11 protein-coding genes are annotated in these 18,743 nt (G+C 40.5%); 9 read left to right on the top strand and 2 right to left on the bottom strand.

Annotation, left to right across the window (positions count from 1 at the left end; all coding sequences use genetic code 11):
* Positions 1-73: 73 nt before the first annotated feature.
* The 6 genes from ACDZ29_RS06605 to ACDZ29_RS06580 all read left to right on the top strand — a co-directional run bounded on the left by ACDZ29_RS06605 (position 74) and on the right by ACDZ29_RS06580 (position 8,351).
* Complete coding sequence (locus ACDZ29_RS06605) at positions 74-3,817, top strand: glycoside hydrolase family 3 N-terminal domain-containing protein (RefSeq protein ID WP_375090478.1); 3,744 nt, start codon at positions 74-76, stop codon at positions 3,815-3,817.
* A 196-nt stretch (positions 3,818-4,013) separates the two neighbouring features.
* Positions 4,014-4,373: a PTS lactose/cellobiose transporter subunit IIA gene (locus tag ACDZ29_RS06600; protein WP_375090476.1), complete on the top strand. Its 360-nt coding sequence runs from the start codon at positions 4,014-4,016 to the stop codon at positions 4,371-4,373.
* Positions 4,366-4,677, top strand: coding sequence for a PTS sugar transporter subunit IIB (locus tag ACDZ29_RS06595; protein WP_375090474.1), 312 nt, complete (start codon positions 4,366-4,368; stop codon positions 4,675-4,677). The genes ACDZ29_RS06600 and ACDZ29_RS06595 overlap by 8 nt, the downstream gene beginning before the upstream one ends.
* Positions 4,678-4,690: 13 nt before the next feature.
* Complete coding sequence (locus ACDZ29_RS06590) at positions 4,691-6,100, top strand: glycoside hydrolase family 1 protein (RefSeq protein ID WP_375090472.1); 1,410 nt, start codon at positions 4,691-4,693, stop codon at positions 6,098-6,100.
* A gap of 100 nt (positions 6,101-6,200) precedes the next feature.
* Entirely contained in the window at positions 6,201-7,514 is a 1,314-nt protein-coding gene (locus ACDZ29_RS06585; protein WP_375090470.1) for a PTS sugar transporter subunit IIC, read from the top strand.
* Positions 7,515-7,646: 132 nt separating this feature from the next.
* On the top strand, positions 7,647-8,351 hold the full coding sequence (locus tag ACDZ29_RS06580; protein WP_141992543.1) for a GntR family transcriptional regulator: 705 nt from the start codon (positions 7,647-7,649) through the stop codon (positions 8,349-8,351).
* 83 nt (positions 8,352-8,434) lie between these two features.
* On the opposite strand, the gene ACDZ29_RS06575 is transcribed toward ACDZ29_RS06580, so the two are convergent.
* A complete protein-coding gene (locus tag ACDZ29_RS06575) occupies positions 8,435-8,983 on the bottom strand; it encodes an SMI1/KNR4 family protein (protein ID WP_375090467.1) in 549 nt (182 codons plus the stop codon).
* 589 nt (positions 8,984-9,572) lie between these two features.
* Complete coding sequence (locus ACDZ29_RS06570; protein WP_289314772.1) at positions 9,573-10,157, bottom strand: LysE family transporter; 585 nt, start codon at positions 10,155-10,157, stop codon at positions 9,573-9,575.
* Positions 10,158-10,260: 103 nt separating this feature from the next.
* On the opposite strand from ACDZ29_RS06570, the gene ACDZ29_RS06565 reads away from it, so the two are divergent.
* The 3 genes from ACDZ29_RS06565 to ACDZ29_RS06555 all read left to right on the top strand — a co-directional run bounded on the left by ACDZ29_RS06565 (position 10,261) and on the right by ACDZ29_RS06555 (position 18,678).
* A complete protein-coding gene (locus ACDZ29_RS06565) occupies positions 10,261-10,815 on the top strand; it encodes a helix-turn-helix domain-containing protein (protein ID WP_289314773.1) in 555 nt (184 codons plus the stop codon).
* A 673-nt stretch (positions 10,816-11,488) separates the two neighbouring features.
* Entirely contained in the window at positions 11,489-14,299 is a 2,811-nt protein-coding gene (locus ACDZ29_RS06560) for a 5'-nucleotidase C-terminal domain-containing protein (RefSeq protein WP_375090465.1), read from the top strand.
* Between the two features lie 47 nt (positions 14,300-14,346).
* Entirely contained in the window at positions 14,347-18,678 is a 4,332-nt protein-coding gene (locus ACDZ29_RS06555; protein ID WP_375090463.1) for an endonuclease, read from the top strand.
* The last annotated feature ends 65 nt before the right edge of the window (positions 18,679-18,743 follow it).

Genomic DNA, 18,743 nt, shown 5'->3' with positions numbered 1-18,743 from the left:
TTCATTTCGTTTTGAGATTTACGTGGATTTTAGAAGCAATAAAGTAATCTAAATCAAATAATGGAGGAGAAAAATGAGAAAAACCATTACGATAATAATTTTGTGTATTTTTACCTTTACTTTGTTCGTCGGGAATATACCAGGAACAGTCAAGGCGAAGCAAGCAGGGAAACCATTATATATGAACGAGAAGGCACCTGATGAAGAAAGAATCAAAGATTTGTTAAAACGAATGACAATCGATGAGAAGGTCGGTCAGATGATCCAGGCTGAGCGAGCCTCAGTAACCCCAAATGATGTAAAGGAATATAAATTAGGTTCGGTATTAAGCGGGGGAGGTTCTTTTCCGGATGGAAAGGAGGAAAACAGCACCCGTGAAAAGTGGTCAAAGTTGGTAGATTCATATCAATCGGGAGCTGTTTCTACCCGATTGGGCATTCCACTATTATATGGAGCAGATGCTGTCCACGGTCATAATAACGTAAAAGGCGCTACCATTTTCCCGCATAATATTGGTTTAGGTGCCACAAGGAATACAGAATTAATAGAGAAAATTGGACATGCTGCCGCATCAGAAATCAAATCTACAGGCGTGAATTGGACGTTTGCCCCGACAATGGCCAATGTCCAAAACATCCGATGGGGAAGAACGTATGAAGGGTTTGGAGAAAACTCAAAACTTGTTGCCAACATGGGTGCAGCCTATATTGACGGGCTTCAAGGTAAAAACCTTAAGAAAACGGAAAATGTTTTAGCTACCGCTAAGCATTTCATTGGTGAAGGATATACAAAAGGCGGAGTCAATCAAGGTGATGTGACTGAGTATACAGAAGAAGAGATACTTAAGAATGACAGGCAGATATATGAGGAGGCTATCGAATCAGGGGCCAGAACGGTGATGGCTTCTTTTCATAGTATCGAAGGGTTGAAAATGCATGCGAACAAACGGCTGCTTACCGATGTATTGAAGAAGGATATGGGCTTTACGGGATTTGTCATTTCTGATTGGTATGGGATACAGCAAATCACGAAGGATCAAAATGGGAATGCGGTTTCCGGGTTAAAGCAACAGATTGAAGTGGCAGTGAATGCTGGGGTCGATATGTTGATGCAGCCTGAAAACTGGAAAGAGACACTTAAACTTACAAAAGAACTGGTGAATGAAGGTGAAATTTCAGAAAAAAGGCTAGATGATGCCGTTACACGGATTCTTCGGGTCAAGTTTGAGTCTGGTGTTTTTGAAAAACCAATGACAGATCCAAAGTTGGCTAAGTCATTTGGGTCTGAAAAGAACAGGGAAATAGCGCGTCAATCCGTCAGTGAATCTCTAGTCCTATTAAAAAATGATAAAGTGAATGGTAAACCGATTCTTTCTCAATTAAAGAAAATGGACAAAATATTTGTGGCAGGCAGAAGCGCTGATGATATCGGAAAGCAGTCGGGTGGCTGGACGATATCATGGCAAGGGAAATCAGGTGATACGACTGAAGGTACGACTATTCTAGAAGGATTAAAAGAAGTTGGTGGAAAACAAAAGAAAATCACTTATAACAAACATGGAAGAGGAGCAAAAGGAAATGATGCTGCTATCGTTGTTGTAGGTGAAGAACCATATGCAGAAACTGATGGTGATGCCACTGATCTTCATTTAAATCGAATGGATCTATTAACATTGGAGAATGTCCGCAAGGCAGATCCGAATATTCCGATCGTTGTCGTATTAGTATCTGGCCGGCCGATGATCATTACGGATGAAATGAAGGATTGGTCAGGTTTGGTTGCAGCGTGGCTTCCTGGTACTGAGGGTGCAGGAGTTGCTGATGTCTTGCTCGGTGGTGAGGAATTTTCAGGTAAATTGCCAGTTAGTTGGCCTTTCTATTTGGAAGCCTATGAAAATAGGGAAAACAAAAAGGATCATTTTATGTTTAATTATGGATATGGTCTGACGAAGAAGCAGGCTACGCCAAAGCTGCCTGAAAAACCAGAGCTCCCTGAAAAGCCTGGCTTAAAAGTACCAGGGAAAATTGAAGCAGAGGATTTTGCCGCCCAATACGGATTGCAAACGGAAAATTCATCTGAAGGGTCATTAAATATGGGGTATGCGGATGGAAGAGATTGGTTGGAGTACGAAATAAATGTAGAACAGGATGGCCTTTATCAAGCCGATTTTCGTTATGCGGCCAATCTAAGTGGTCAAACCGGGATTAATATCGTTAGCGAAGAAAAGAAGCTGCTTGGTAAGTTACGAGTCGGATCCACTGGGGGATGGCAAAATTGGGACACATCTACAGTTGATGGCGTCATCTTGAAGAAGGGTAAACAAAAGATCAAATTTGAATATATCGAGGGATCATTGAACTTAAACTGGTTCGAATTTAAGCGGGTTGGCAATATTCCGGCAACACCTCCTCCGACTGAGGATGTACCCGCAGAAGTTATTAAGGCAAAGGCAGTTGAATCATGGATCACGAATGAACGGGAACCAAGTGATGTTGCTTGGTACTTTGATTCCAGGTATCAACGAGGTGATAAGAAGTTGTCCAAGCAGGAAAAAATGGATATCACCAAACCGGATGCATCAAATCTTACCACCATAAACATTGATCCGACCAAACAATACCAAAGCATATTGGGGATCGGTTCTTCAATGGATGAGTCGACCGTTCATAATTTGACGAAAATGTCTCCTGATAAGAGACAGGAAGTTCTCGATAAATTGATAGATCCGGATAAAGGCATCGGAATGAGCCTTATTCGAACAACGATTGGCACATCTGACTTCACGGCACAGAAATTTTATACGTATGACGACATGCCGCCAGGGAAAACGGATGTTAATCTGAAGCATTTTTCAATCCAAAAGGATATCGATTATAAGATTATTGAAACGTTAAAACAAATTAAGGAAATTAATCCGGATGTTACATTCTTTTCCTCCCCATGGAGTCCTCCAGGCTGGATGAAAACGTCTGACAGCATGATCAAAGGACAGGTGAAAGACGAATACCTGCCAATCCTGGCAAAATATTATTTGAAATACTTTCAAGCCTATAAGAAACAGGGAATCGATATAAGTGCAATGACCTTGCAAAATGAACCGATGCTGGAGATTGAGTACCCGAGTACCAATATGCCATACAGCCAGGCAGCGGAATTAGCGACACTCCTAAGAAAAGAGCTCGATAACAACGGTTTCAAGCATGTAAAACTTTGGGGATTTGATCATAACCCAAGTGATACAGGAGCATACGCGGAACAATTGTTAAAAGATAAGGGAGCCTATGATGCTTTAGATGGTACGGCATTCCATGATTACGGCGGATCCTTGTCTGAAATGACTAGATTACACAACTTATTCCCAGAGAAAAACGTGTATTTAACGGAGCGTGCAGTTTGGGGAACATATGGTGCGGATCGAATTGCGCAATACATGAGAAACTGGGCGAGGAGTTATAATTCCTGGGTGGTCATGCTGGATAGCGACATTCAAACGCATCAATGGGTGGGTCAGCCGGATCCTACACTATTGATTCAAGATTCAGCTGATAGGGATAATTACTGGTTGACTCCGGAATATTATTTAACTGGGCATTTCTCCAAGTTTGTTAAGCCAGGGTTCACTCGTGTTGAAAGTGATTATGGTTCTTCGGATACGGTTACAAATGTAACATTCTTAAGTCCTGACCAAAAGACACTTGTATCTATAGTTATCAATCAATCCTATGAACCTCAAAAATTCAAGTTCATTAGCGAGGGTGAACAAATCAAGGGTGAGCTGCCGGCCAAATCCGTGGCTACTTACCAATGGCAAAGATAATGAACACCAAGATTGAAGGAAGGGGCCAATCAAAAAGATTGGCTTCTTTTGTTGCTGAATAAAAACGCATGAAATTATTTAAATAGATAGAATATAAGCGTTTACATTTATGTGTGTACGTTTTATACTATATTCATACCAACGAATTTGTACCAATAAATATAAATCATTCTTATGAAATGGAGGGGTATTATAGATGCCGTATACTTCTGAAGAAGATGTACAGATGATCATATTTGGCTTGATTGCTGGAGCGGGAGATGCCAAATCCAACTTTTATCAAGCGATTTCCCTTGTGCGGGACCATAAATATGAAGAAGCAGAGGAATTGATACATCAAGGGGAAGCAGCCTTACTAGAAGCACATAAAGCCCAAACTAGATTAATAACAAATGAGGCAAATGGAAACAAAACGGATATTGGCATCTTAATGATTCATGCTCAGGATCATTTAATGAATGCCATTCTAGTGAAAGAACTATTAAACAATCTAATTTCGATGCAAAAAGATATAAATGCATTAAAAGAAAAATTGGAGGGAAATGACAATGGTTAAAATCGGTTTGTTCTGTTCGGCAGGAATGTCAACAAGTATGTTAGTGACAAAAATGAAAAAAGAAGCTCAAGCAAATAGTTTGGAAGTAGAAATCAATGCATATCCAGAATCTGAATTGGAACAGATCGCAGATTCAATTGATGTGGCTCTATTAGGACCCCAAGTTAAGTTCCTTCTGTCTAAAGCAAAAGCCGTTTGCGAACCGAAATCGGTTCCTGTCGAGGTGATAAATACAATGGACTACGGCATGATGAACGGCAAGAAGGTTTTAGAAGCCGCATTGAATCTAGTGAAAAAGCAATAGTGGGAGGTACAACATGAAATTTCCAAAAGACTTTTTATTCGGAGCTGCATCTGCATCCTATCAAGTGGAGGGTGCCTGGAATGAAGATGGAAAAGGGCTGAGTAATTGGGATGTCTTTTCAAAGATTCCAGGTAAAACATTCGAAAATACAAATGGTGATGTAGCGATTGATCATTACCATAGATATAAAGAAGATATAAAATTAATGGCAGAAATGGGATTGGAGTCTTATAGATTTTCAGTTTCCTGGGCGCGCATCATCCCGGACGGTGACGGTGAAATAAACGAAAAAGGAATCGAATTTTACAATAATGTCATAGACGAATGTTTGAAATATGGAATCGTCCCGTTCGTTACACTATACCATTGGGATTTACCACAGAGTTTAGAAGCGGACGGGGGCTGGGTGAATAAAAGAACGATACGTGCATTCGCTAAATACGCCGAGGTTTGTTTCAGGGCTTTCGGTGACAGGGTGAAACATTGGATCACTTTTAATGAAACCGTTGTATTCTGCACATTAGGATATTTGAATGGAGCCCATCCACCAGGCCTTGTAAACGATCAAAAAAAATACTTTCAAGCTACTCATAATGTTTTCGTGGCTCATGCTGAAGCCGTTCAAATCTATAAAAGCTTAAAGCACTATGGCGAAATTGGCATAACACATGTTTTTAACCCGGCTTTTAGCATTGATGGCAAAGAAGAAAATATTTTTGCCTCGATGCATGCGAATCACTATCAAACATTTTGGTATTATGATCCGATTTTAAAAGGGGAATATCCAAGTTATGTAGTGGATGCCTTAAAGGAAAAAGGCCTGACACCTGATTGGACAGAAGCAGAGTTGACTTTGTTGAAGGATACGGCTGATTACAATGATTTCATGGGCTTGAATTATTATCAGCCAGCAAGGGTGGCCAAAATTGATGGAGCGATTGAAAGCACGAAAATTGATCGTGATAAGTCGACCGGGAAACCTGGCAACCCATCATTTGACGGTGTATACAGAACGGTCATGATGGAGGATAAAGTATATACAAAATGGGGCTGGGAAATTTCTTCTGAGGGCTTCTTGGATGGCTTAAGGATGCTGAAGGAACGTTATGGCGATGTAAAACTTTATATCACTGAAAATGGTCTGGGCGACGAAGATCCGATCTTAGATGGTGAAATTGTCGATGTCCCAAGAATCAAGTATATTGAAGAGCATTTAACAGTGATTAAAAGTGCAATAAGTGAAGGAATTAACTTAAAAGGCTATTATGCTTGGTCAGTCATTGACTTATTAAGCTGGTTAAACGGCTATAAAAAACAATATGGTTTTATTTATGTGGATCATAAAAATAATTTGGAAAGAAAGAAGAAGTTATCGTTCCATTGGTATAAGCACATTATTGAAACAAGAGGAGAAGAGCTGTAACGCTTTCAGTCATCATGAAAAAGACCGACCTAATCCATTTCCAGGATAAGGTCAGTCTTACTTAGTAAGTATCATTCACTTTTGACTAGGAGGGGTAGTTATGTCGCGTATTGAAAAACTATTCGAGAAAATGATGCCTGCATTCATGAAATTTTCAAATGCAAAAGCAACCGTCGCACTTAAGGATGGTTTCGTACTTACGATGCCGTTGACACTTATTGGCTCCATTTTCTTATTAATAGCAAACCTGCCGATCAAGAATTGGAATAAAATCATGGCTAATTTATTTGGTGCAGATTGGATGGTGCCATTGAATCAAGTTACAGGAGCCACCTTTGACATTCTTGCTCTCATAGCCGTTTTTGGAATAGCTTACTCCTATGTGAAAACAAGCAATATTGAAGCCGTTCCAGCAGGGATAATCGGTATCATTTCATTTTTGATTCTCAGCAATTCATTTGTTGAAAGTCCTTCTGGGGAAGTGGTTGTCGGAGTCATTCCTAAAGCCTGGACAGGCGGACAAGGGATGATAACATCCATATTGGTAGGGTTGGCTGTCGGTGCGATCTACACATGGTTCATCAAAAAAAATATCAGGATCAAAATGCCGGAAAGCGTACCATCTGGTGTTTCAAATGCCTTCTCTGCATTAGTTCCTGGATTTGTGATCATGTTATTATCGATGTTCATTTTCCTCATTTGTGATAAGATTCAAGGCGTATCAATGACTGAAATCATTTATAAAGTATTACAGATCCCCATGCAAAATCTATCAGATACATTACCTGGAATCATCATTATCATGGCATTAATCTCCATTTTCTGGTGGTTTGGATTACATGGTCCGAATATCGTCATGGGAATCATGGCACCTATTTTAACTTCAAATGCCTTGGCGAATCAAGCTGTCATAGATGCCGGTAACACGCTGGCCGTAGGCGGAAATGCAAAAATCGTTACGGTTCAGCTAGTGGATATTTACGCGAAATTCGGTGGTGCGGGCATAACATTAGGTTTAATTGCAGCAGCGCTGCTTGTCGCTAAATCACAGCAAGTGAATCAGTTATCTAAAATGTCGCTGGTTCCAGGTTTATTCAATATTAATGAACCAATCATTTTCGGGCTTCCCATCATATTTAACCCTTTAATGATCGTTCCATTTGTTTTGGTTCCTGTCATTGCCGTATTGATGACGTATTTTTCAATTATTTTAGGGTTTATCCATCCCTTTACAGCGGTACAGGTCCCATGGACAACCCCGCCAATCATTTCAGGCTTTTTATTATCGGGGTGGCAAGGGGCAGTCGTCCAACTAGCTATATTGGGTATGGCTACCGTGGTATATTTCCCATTCGTTAAAATGCTTGATAAAGTAGCGCTGGAACAAGAAACCCCAATTGAAAAAGTTAGTTAATTTAAAAAGAAACAGCGGTTTCTTTACAATCGTTATGAAATAAACTATTGTAAAGAAAACCTCTCTTTTAGTCTAAAACTATTGTTCGAAAACGTTCGAAATCATTATGTATAGAGGAAGGTATATGGAAATATGGGTGTAAAGTATAGAATGGTCGTAGAACAAATGGAGAAAGAAATATTAGATGGAAAATATACATTAAATACTAAGTTACCTACTGAAGAAGAGTTGATGAAGAAGTTCGATGTCAGCAGGAATACCATAAGAAAAGCAATCAATATATTGGTTGAACAGGGTTATATATACCAAGTTCAAGGAAGCGGCATATTCCTAAGGGAATTTTCCAGACCTGGCTGTATTTCTATGAAAGATATGAATGGCTTAACCAAAGAGTTTGCAAAGGATGAAATGACAAGTAAAGTGCTGAAGTTGGAATTAATAGAAGCTGATGAAAAATTGGCCGAACAAATGAAATGTAATGTGAAAACCAAAATCTATAACCTCAAACGGGTTAGGTACTTAAATGGTGAACCCATTGTAATAGAAGAGTCCTTTTTCAATAAAGACATCATTCCCATTTTAAATAAAGAAATCGCAAATGGTTCCATTTATGAATATATCGTCGAGGATTTAAAGCTGAATATTGGTTTTGCAGATAAAATCATTTCGTGTGAGAAACTAAATGACGATGATGCAAAGCTTTTGGACTTGCAACCAGGAGATCCGACTTTAATTGTTGAAAATACGGTCTTCTTAAAAGCGGGAGTCGTTTTCGATTTTTCAATTGAGAAATATAATTATACTTCCGCCAAATTATTAACATTGACCACGAATTAAAATGGGCTTTCGGGATCTGAATGGAAGAGTCGAAACAAAAAAAGAGCGACTGCATTTCTTAGCAATCGCTCTTTTTATTTATTTTACCTGGTTCTATAGTAGTTTTCAGCTGTGTATATAGGCCAGCTCCAAAACGGTACACCTTGTGAAATAATGTAGCGGTCCAAGAAGATTTCAAAATTAAGATTTAGAGATGAAAGCTCTGTAAACTCCAATATATGAAGGTAATTTGGATCCTCGACCTTTAGTTTTTCTTTATCTAATATTAGAAAACAATCTTCCAATAAATGTCCAATCGGAATCCCCTGTTCACCTATAAACTCAAGTTCTTGAGCCTCTTTTACTTCATTTAAACTAAATAAATGAAGACCGCCCCCTATATTAACACCGTCGTCATCAATCAATTCATATATTCTTGCCCCATTATGGAGTGTTAAGAATGCCTTGTAGTCTTCAGGAAGCTTGATATTGTTTTCACTTTCAAACATTTCAACTTCAGTTGTCTTTATCGGAGCGTTAAAAGAACACGAAACGTTACCAACTTCTCCTTCGTCTGATACTGTCTTCATTTGGTCTTTCTTATTCAATAATTCTTTTAGTCCCAACAATGTATTATGTATAAAATGACTCAATTCACTAATCCCTCCATAACGAATGATTATTACTAGTTCCTATTCATGGTGTAACAATAATTACCAATTCTATCATTAAATTATTGATATGCATCGGAAATTTCATTTAACAGGAAAGAAATTTAAGCTAATTCAGAAACGGAAAACTTTGTCCATCGTATATTATATATATGGAAAAATAAGGAGGGGTTAAGCTTCAAGAAGATTATAGATGGGAAAACTTATTAAGGGGTGAGAAGGGGAATCTTATGCAAAAAAGGGTGAAAAGAAAATTATTTCACTTATATACAGGCGAATTGATGGCAACTGTGATTTTTGCTGTACTGTGGGTTTCGTTTCTGATACAACATGATTGGACTGGAGTGGAATAAGCGTAAAGTTTTTTTGAGGGGTTGTAAATTTCGAACGTTCATTTCCACTCCAGGCACTCGCTTTCCGCGGGCGGTCCGGGAGCCTCCTTGGCTTGCGCCTGTGGGGTCTCCCTTGGACGCGCTTTTCCCGCAGGAGTCTCGTACCTTCCGTTCCAATCAACTTTGTTTTAACGACTCGGCAATCTTTCTTAATGAAGGATCGAACCCGTTGCCCTTTTTCATTGTACAAGAATCGAAATGGCGCTATACACTAATAACAAAGCCATGATTACATTAAACTGACTTCTATACTTTGATAAAAACGTTTGAAAAACCGAACCGAACATACTCCAACAGAACGTACTCATAAAACCAACAAAAGCCAGAAATAATGAAAAGAATAGTAAGCTGAAATTTGAAGAGTGATAAGGTAGTATGAAGGTTGATATTGCCGTGATGCCATATAAGATGCCTTTTGGATTTATGAATTGTAAAAGCATGCCCGCTATAAAACTGTTGTTCCTGTCATCATTATCGTCCTTATCTTTATTTGAACTGGAAATGATTTTTATGGCCAGATACAGCATATAAATTGCACCTAGGATAGTCATGATAAATTCAATCTTTGGTATGAAATTTTCAAGCAAAACATTAAAATAACTACACAATAACATTATTACAAAAAAACCGGCACCTACCCCGAAACAAAATTTAATCGTCTTTTTTAACCCGTACTTGTTCGCAAATAACATTGCCATGATGTTATTTGGACCTGGAGTGAAACTTGTAACAAAAACAAATAGCAAAAAAGATAGTAAAGGCATGGTTGACTCCCCTTTGTATGCTATAATGACCAAAAGTGACACTATAACGACTTCCTTTATATTGTACAATGCCGACGTTATATTGTAAATAAGGAGCATTTTTATGGAAGAAATAAATTTTATTATTGCTAACAATTTAAAAGCCATCAGGGAAAGTAAGAAATTAAGTCTTGAAAAGGTTGCTGAATTAACCGGAGTAAGCAAAACGATGATCGGACAAATCGAAAGGGGCGGATCGAGCCCTACGATTACAACAATTTGGAAAATAGCCAATGGATTAAAGATTTCATTTTCTTCACTGATAAATAGTCCGCAGCCGGATACAAAAATTGTTTTAAAAAGTGAAATTCAATCATTATCTGAAGATAACGGCAAATATCGAGTTTATCCCTACTTTCCCTTTGAAGATGAGAAGCGCTTTGAAGTATATTCAGTCGAGATAGAAAAAGGTGGATTCCTAAGTTCCGATTCGCATAGAGAAGGAACTGAAGAGTACATAACTGTTTTTGAAGGGGAATTGACTGTACGTGTAAATAACGAAGAATATACAGTAAGGAATGGTGATTCTATCAGATTCAAGGCTGACAGACCGCATACTTACCATAATTCAGGGGAAACATTAACTCGATTAAGCATGATCCTATATTATCCAACTTAAAAATTATGGAGTAATGTTGTTCTGCTTGTTATGAATTATTAAAAATTCATGTTCAATGATGCAGCTCAAAGACTGGGAGAGATTAAAATCTCTCTCTCAAGTTTGTAGACAAAAGGGCTTCGGAAAACGTAACTTTGATCAAGAACCAACTGACCCAAAGCAATACCTTCAACTCCTCAGGTATGGTTTATATCAAAATTTTATAACAAAGTTGATTGGAGAGGAAGGTGCGAGACTCCTGCGGGAAAAGCGAGTACCTGGAGCGGAATTCAACGTCTAACTTGTACAGTCTGTGGGAGAGATATAAATCTCTCTCTTTTTTTTTGATCTTCTGTAGGTATAAAGACCAAAATTGACTACGGAGAAATAATGATACTATTTTACCATTAAATAATTTTGTTGATATATCATCTATATACAGATGGGTATTTTGGGGTGATTATAATGATAATATTCTGTTAATATTCCGTGTGGCATTGTAAATTTGTTTTAAAATTGGATTATTTTGTTGTAATATAGGATGTACACGAATCTTTAGAGGAAAAAAGTAGGGTGGATTTGTGTATAAGCAATAAAATTTATTCAGGATTAATTTTTTGAAAAACGTGTCAAATCCATGGATATGTTCGCGAAATGTTATGCCAGTATAGAACTTATGGGGGGATTAACTCTAATGGGGAAAAAGAAAATCGTTAAAATTGCATCAGCAACCATAATGGCTGCGACAACGATCGTAGCAGTAGCACCGGCACCATCGGATGCTGCCACTAGTCTGAATAGTAAAATCAAAACGGCAAAGGCCACCATCAAAAAACCATTCGACACCTATTTCTACTCTTCTAAACTCGCTTCCGTATCCACTGTTGAGAAACAAATCAAGTCTGCAAAACAAGCAAAAAAAGACATCAACTCTACCATTAAAAAATCAATGTTAAGCAAAAAAGAAAAAGACGCCAAATACAAAGAAATCGAAGCTTATGACAAGTACATCACTCGTTCAGAAGGTTATGTAAAAGGATATAAAGCGGCTGAGAAAGCAAAAGCTGCACATGATAAATCGATTAGCGCCCTTACGAATTCAATTCTTGCCAAGAAATCTATTGATATCAGGAATCAATACGAGGCACTGGATATTGCCGTGAAAAAGACAGACAAAGCCATTAAAGATACGGTTTACGGTGCGGAAATCGAAAAGCTCTTATACGATAAATTCACTAAATCGACCAAAACGGCTTTGAGCGGTGACCTGAAAGTGCCGTACTACTATGAGAAAGCTGCTTACTGGGTGAAGAAAGGTGATTTAAAGACCGCGGACAACCGGATGAATACCGTTTCTTCGCAGTTGAAAAAGGTCAGCAAAACGTCCAAACTCGGTAAAGCCATTCATGCTTATGTTAAAGAGGTGAAAGGTAAGTATGATGAAGCGGTATATGCAGAAAAGAAAAAGGAAGTGGCAAAACGGGTCAATACCTATGTAGCTCTTGCCAATGGGGAACTTAAAACGAAAGAACAGATAAAAGCGGCTAAAAAGGCGAGAGCCGACATCCATTTAAATGGGATCAAGGAGTCGGACCGAAAGGAATTCGAAGCGAAAATAGCATTGGCAGATAAGAAAGTGGCAGCTGCTAAAGAAGCTTTGAAAAATCCGGCGAAGGCAATCACGCTTTCCTTGATGCATACGAATGACACGCATGCCCACTTGGACAATGTGGCCAAAAGGGTGACAGCTGTTAAAGAAGTGCGTAAGAGTAAACCGCAAGCTCTATTGGTGGATGCTGGTGACGTATTCTCGGGAACCCTCTATTTTAATGAATTCAAAGGGCAAGCGGATCTTCGCTTCATGAATTTAATGAAATATGACGTCATGACATTTGGGAATCATGAGTTTGACTTGGGATCAAGCGCTGAAGGGCATCAAGCTTTGGCTGACTTCATTAAGGGGGCTCAGTTCCCATTTGTCAGTTCGAACGTGGACTTCTCCAAGGATGATAAGTTTAAGGGATTATTTTCGGACCTGATTTCAAGTAAGCCGGAGCAAGGGAAGATATACAATGGAATCGTAAAACAAGTGGATGGTCAGAAGGTGGGTTTCTTCGGGCTTACGACTGAAGAAACGAAAGATATTTCAAGTCCTGGAAGTATAGTATTCGAAAACTATCTTGAAGAGGCCGAAAAAGCGGTCAAGGCGTTCAAAGGGATGGGTGTTAATAAGATAGTTGCCGTATCCCATATTGGTTATGATGACAATGCAGCTTATGACAATGATTTAACATTAGCTGCCAAGGTCAAAGGCATCGACGTGATTGTGGGCGGACATAGCCATACGCAGTTAAACGCCCCCGTTGTAATTGATAAGGATGATAAGGGGAAAACGAAAGATCCGACAGTCATCGTTCAAGGGTATCAGTATAGCGACTTTTTAGGAACGATCGATGTGGAATTCGATAAGAAAGGCAAGATTGTCGGACAAGCCGGTCAGCTGATTAAGCTTTCTGAAAAACAGGATGATCCTGAAGCGGCAACAGTGCTCGAAACATACTCCTCGAAGATTAAGGACCTGAAGGAAACGCAGACTGGGGCAACAGCTGTGAAGGCTTTGGACACACCGCGTGATGCAGGGGATGAAACGAAACCGAGTGTTCGTAAAAATGAAACAGAACTGGGTAATTTAATTACGGACGGAATGCTTAGTAAAGCAAAAGAATTCAATAAGGATGCGGTCATTGCTTTCCAAAATGGCGGGGGCATCCGCGCAGGTATCGATCAAGGTGAGATCACTTTAGGGGAAATACTGACCGTTTTACCGTTTGGGAATACGTTAGCGACGATGGCGCTTACGGGTGCAGAGATCAATGAAGCATTAGAGCATAGTGTCAGCTTGGCTCCTAAGGAAAATGGCGGCTTCCTGCATGTATCCGGAATGAAATTCAGCTACGATAGTTCAAAGGAATCAGGCAATCGTGTGACTAAGGTTGAAGTCATGGGACAAGATGGAACATATTCCGAGTTGGATACAGCGAAGGAATATGTCGTGGCGACCAACGCTTTTACAGCTAAGGGCGGAGATGGATTCACCGTTTTCAAGAAGGCTTATGAAGAAGGAAGAGTGAAGGATATCGGACTCGCTGATTGGGAGAATCTACGGGATTATGTAAGTGGGCTCAAAACTGTCGATCCAAGCATCGAAGGACGCATCAAAGATGTGGCCGGAAACTCTACAGACCCGAATACGGTGTTGGCCAAAGACTTTGGCGGAACGGCTGATGCTCCAAAAAACCATGAGGGTAATGTAGTTGTGGACATCACGGATATTGCTTCATTGGAAAATGCAGTGGTTAAAGGAAATCTTACATTAACAGGAACTCCTCCAGACAGCTTTACTTTTTCAAATGTTACAGTCGAGGGTAATTTGGATTTATCGGGACTTAACGGTAAAACCGTGAGCCTAAGCGGTGTCACTGTGAATGGCGAAACGATTTTTTAATCGGTATGAATGCTGAACCTACGTAAAAAGTTGGAGGGGTTGAGATCTTGAAGAAGAATGGGATATGCAAGCTTTTCTTTGCCATATTGATCGTGCTATCAACGGTTTTGCCATATGCAGACGCTGCAAATGCGGAAGGGACTATAACGGTAACGGAAGCGATTAATAATAACAGTGGCACGGCAACGGTGAAGGGATATATTGTCGGTACAGCTAAAAGCGGTACAAGCTATCAACAAACATCGCCTTTTACTGAAGGTACGAATATAGGTATTGCGGATAGTCCGGATGAAACGGATGTAAAGAAAATCATGCCTGTTCAGCTTCCGGCCGGTAATATCCGTACGGCGTTGAATCTAGTCGAACATCCGGAATTACTCAAAGCACAGGTGACGATTACTGGAAAGCTGGAAAGATATTTTTCAGTACCAGGTCTGAAATCCGCAACCGATTACAAAATCATCACTGATGGAGGAACACCACCTGAAGAGCCTGATGTGAAGGTTCTGGATTCCATCGCCGAGGCAAGAACGAATACCGAAGATGTAGTGCAGGTCGATGGGGTGGTTACCACAGGGCTAGGTTATTGGGGAGGAAAAGGCTTTTATATCCAAGATGAAACGGCTGGGCTATATGTTTATGGTTCTTCATGGCCGGTGGATGTAAAGCAAGGGGATAAGGTTCGTTTAATCGGACAAGTATCCGCTTATAATAAGGAATTACAAATCCAACCAACCTCCCTTGAAGTGGTTTCTTCCGGGAATGAACTTCCTGAAATCCAAAAAATCGATGCCGCTGGCGTCAATGAAGAAACGCAAGGTGAGCTGGTCACGATTGAAAAAGCGACCATTACTGAATTGGCGGCATCGGGAACATATGGAACATTCGAATTCAAGGCGGCAGATACTGAAGGGAACTCTGTTACCGTTCGCCATGATAACCGGAACGGTTCGAATTATGAAGATTTCCTGAGGAACTTTAAAGCGGGGGATGTCATTTCCGTAACCGGGATAGCATCGCAGTTCAATGACACGTATCAACTGAAGCCACGTGGTCTTGAAGATTATGAACTGGTGAACAAACCAGCTGTTTACCCGGATATTTTCCCTGGTACGGTTAGTGAAAATACAAAAGTAACACTTGAATCGGGCTGGGAAGAAGCGAAAATCCATTATACGCTGGATGGATCCACTCCGACGTCTTCAAGTGCCTTGTATACAGATCCTATCTTCTTAACGGAAGATACTGTCATAAAGGCAATCGCTGTCAATGATAAGACATCGGAAGTTTTCACATTTGCCTATACGGTTATCAAAACCAATGAATTGAAGATCCGTGACATTCAGGGGATGAATCATTTTTCATCATATGAGAATCAACTCGTCTCAGGTGTTGAAGGTGTCGTCACTTATGTAAAGGATGCGAATAACTTTTACATGCAAGATCTGAATCCGGATAAGGACTTAACGACTTCAGAGGGAATACTCGTGTACAACAAAGCGCATGGTCTAAAAGCGGGAGATCATATCAAAGTGGCAGGTAAAGTCGTGGAGTGGTATATCGAAGGATACGCTGAAATGAAAACGACGGATCTGCCAACGACCGAATTGACGAATACGACTATTGAAAAGCTTGGAACTGTAGCAATGCCAGAACCGATCATCATTGGAAAAGATGTCATTCCACCGTCTGAGAATATCGATGATGATAGATTGACAGATTTTAATCCGAATGAGGACGGCATTGATTTCTACGAGAGTTTGGAAGGAATGCTCGTGCAAGTATATAACCCGAAAGTGGTCGCTCCTCAAGACTATGGTGAATTGGTCGTGATTCCGGGGAATATGGAAACGACGACTGCAGTTAAAGGTGTCAAAATAACGGAAACGGATTTCAATCCTGAAAGAATAACCCTTGATATGGATGATGAATCATTTGTAGCGAAAACGGGTGATTCTTTTGAAGGCTCGGTTACGGGAGTCATCAGTTATGGATATAGCAACTATAGGGTATTGACGGATAAAAATCAGCTGCCGGCGTTAAAGGATGGCGGTACGGCCCGGGAAGTGACATCCTTGGAGAAGGATTCCGATAAATTATCGATCGCTTCCTATAATATCGAGAATTTCTCCACACAAACCGCTGACTCGAAAGTTGAAACGATCGCAACATCCATCATTACTAATCTTAAACAGCCGGATATAATCGGCGTAACGGAAATGCAAGATAATGATGGGGCAACAGATAGCGGGACAACGGATTCTGCTCAAAGTGCCAAGAAGCTGACCGACAAAATAAAAGCGTTGGGCGGACCGCAATATCAATTCATCGATATCGCTCCAGAAGATAAACTTGATGGCGGGGCACCTGGCGGGAATATCCGTGTAGGCTTTTTATATAATGTGGACCGTGTCAAATTAACTGAGGGGACGAAAGGAACGGCGACGCAATCCGTTGCTTTCAAAGATGGAAAACTCACCTTGAATCCTGGACGAATAGAGCCTACTGATTCCGCCTTTACTTCAAGCAGGAAGCCTTTAGCCGCTCAATTCGAATTTAAAGGGGAAAGTGTAGTGGTGGTGGCCAATCATTTTAACTCCAAGGGCGGCGACCAGCCATTATTCGGCAGGAACCAACCTCCTATCCTTTCAAGTGAGACGCAGAGGCTACAAATTGCCTCCATCGTCAATCGGTTTGTCAGTGATATCAAGTCACAGGATGCCAAGGCGAATATCGTCTTGCTTGGAGACTTTAATGATTTTGAATTTTCGGCTCCGCTTAAAACATTAAAGGGTAAAGATTTAACCAATATGATCGAGAAAGTTCCTTTTGAAAAACGTTATTCTTACACATATCAAGGCAATTCACAAGTACTGGACCATATCCTTGTATCGAATAATATGGCGGCGGCAACAAAAGTCGATATTGTCCATATTAACTCATCCTTCATGGAAGCTCATGGAAGGGCAAGTGATCATGACCCTGTATTGATTCAAACATCGTTATCTGAATCAGGGGGAGTTGAACCCGCTGCTCCAGAAAAAACGTATCATTTAACAAACGTTAAAACAAAAAGACTTACGATTGCTTCACCTAGTGTCTTGATCGATCTTGACGAAACATCCAACATCGAGGAAGGGATCTGGTTAAAAGGTTCCTATGCCGTACTCAAAGGCCTTGGGCTGAAGGATGCAACTGTGACGATAAAACCGGCTAAGGAAGGCGCGATCATTGATTTTGGAGGCATGGCGGTGAAGGAAGTCATCATTGATAACGCCAATGTAAAAGAAATCAGGGGTGCTGAAAATGTTCAGAAATGGACTGTAACAGAAGGTGTCGACGCGTCTAATATCAAATTTGTCGATTCAAAAGGGGAAGCAATCGCTTCCCCTTTCGACCCTAAAGAAAATCAAGCGCCTGTTGTAAAGAAAAAACTGGAGAATCTTGAAGTGAAAGCCGGTTCTAAGGTCACTATCGATTTGAGTGAGCACTTCTCAGATCCGGATGAAGATAATCTGACCTTTTCATCCACTATCGGTACTGTCGCTGGCCCAATATTAACCCTTCCTGCAAATGAAGCTGGAACATACCTTGTTGCAGTCAAGGCTGTGGACCAACTATCGGAAGTGGTTGCCCGCTTCACGTTGACCGTAACGGATGATAAGCCGCTTGAAGCTTATTATGAAACGGCGACAGGAAAAACAGGCCCGGAATTGAAATCGGTTCTGCACTCGATTATTAAGGGTCATACGAAGTTATCTTATGATCAAGTGTGGAATGCCCTTAAAGAAACGGATGAAGATCCGGCAAACAACCAGAATGTCATCTTGCTTTACTCTGGAAAATCGATTTCGAAGAGCGCTAATGGAGGCAATGCCGGACAATGGAACCGTGAGCATGTTTGGGCTAAGTCCCACGGTGATTTTGGAACAAGCATAGGTCCCGGGACCGACCTTCATCACCTCCGTCCGGCTGATGTTACAGTCAATGGTAAACGGGGCCATCTGGATTTCGACGATGGCGGTCAAACATATAGCGGATGTGAATGTAAGTTTGATTCAGATTCATGGGAACCGCCAGATCATGTTAAAGGTGATATAGCCCGGATGCTCTTTTACATGGCCGTCCGCTATGAAGGAAATGGTGAATTGGATCTGGAACTATCCGATACAGTCAATACGTATCCGAAGCCGCTTCATGGAAAGCTATCGACACTTTTGAAATGGAATGCTCTCGATCCAGTCGATGATTTCGAGAGCCACCGTAATGAGGTCATATATGACTGGCAGAATAACCGCAATCCGTTCATCGATCATCCTGAGTGGGTCTCCGAAATTTGGGGAGCCGCTAAATCCACGGATGAGAAAAAAGCGAGTTAGAGCGGAGAGATAGAAGGGAAAGCAGCCTGATGGCTGCTTTTTTACATGTTTAATTGTTGTAAGTG

The sequence above is a fragment of the Peribacillus sp. RS7 genome, assembly GCF_041956845.1.
Classification (GTDB): domain Bacteria; phylum Bacillota; class Bacilli; order Bacillales; family DSM-1321; genus Peribacillus.
Note: the sequence above shows the minus strand (reverse complement) of the source record. Positions and strands in the feature narration are given on the sequence as shown.

Bases quoted from the DNA above. Each gene is read 5' to 3' on its own strand.
- ACDZ29_RS06605 (WP_375090478.1), top strand. From the start codon at position 74: ATGAGAAAAACCATTACGATAATAATTTTGTGTATTTTTACCTTTACT.
- ACDZ29_RS06570 (WP_289314772.1), bottom strand. From the start codon at position 10,157: ATGCCTTTACTATCTTTTTTGCTATTTGTTTTTGTTACAAGTTTCACT.
- ACDZ29_RS06585 (WP_375090470.1), top strand. From the start codon at position 6,201: ATGTCGCGTATTGAAAAACTATTCGAGAAAATGATGCCTGCATTCATG.
- ACDZ29_RS06560 (WP_375090465.1), top strand. From the start codon at position 11,489: ATGGGGAAAAAGAAAATCGTTAAAATTGCATCAGCAACCATAATGGCT.
- ACDZ29_RS06600 (WP_375090476.1), top strand. From the start codon at position 4,014: ATGCCGTATACTTCTGAAGAAGATGTACAGATGATCATATTTGGCTTG.
- ACDZ29_RS06590 (WP_375090472.1), top strand. From the start codon at position 4,691: ATGAAATTTCCAAAAGACTTTTTATTCGGAGCTGCATCTGCATCCTAT.
- ACDZ29_RS06565 (WP_289314773.1), top strand. From the start codon at position 10,261: ATGGAAGAAATAAATTTTATTATTGCTAACAATTTAAAAGCCATCAGG.
- ACDZ29_RS06580 (WP_141992543.1), top strand. From the start codon at position 7,647: ATGGGTGTAAAGTATAGAATGGTCGTAGAACAAATGGAGAAAGAAATA.
- ACDZ29_RS06595 (WP_375090474.1), top strand. From the start codon at position 4,366: ATGGTTAAAATCGGTTTGTTCTGTTCGGCAGGAATGTCAACAAGTATG.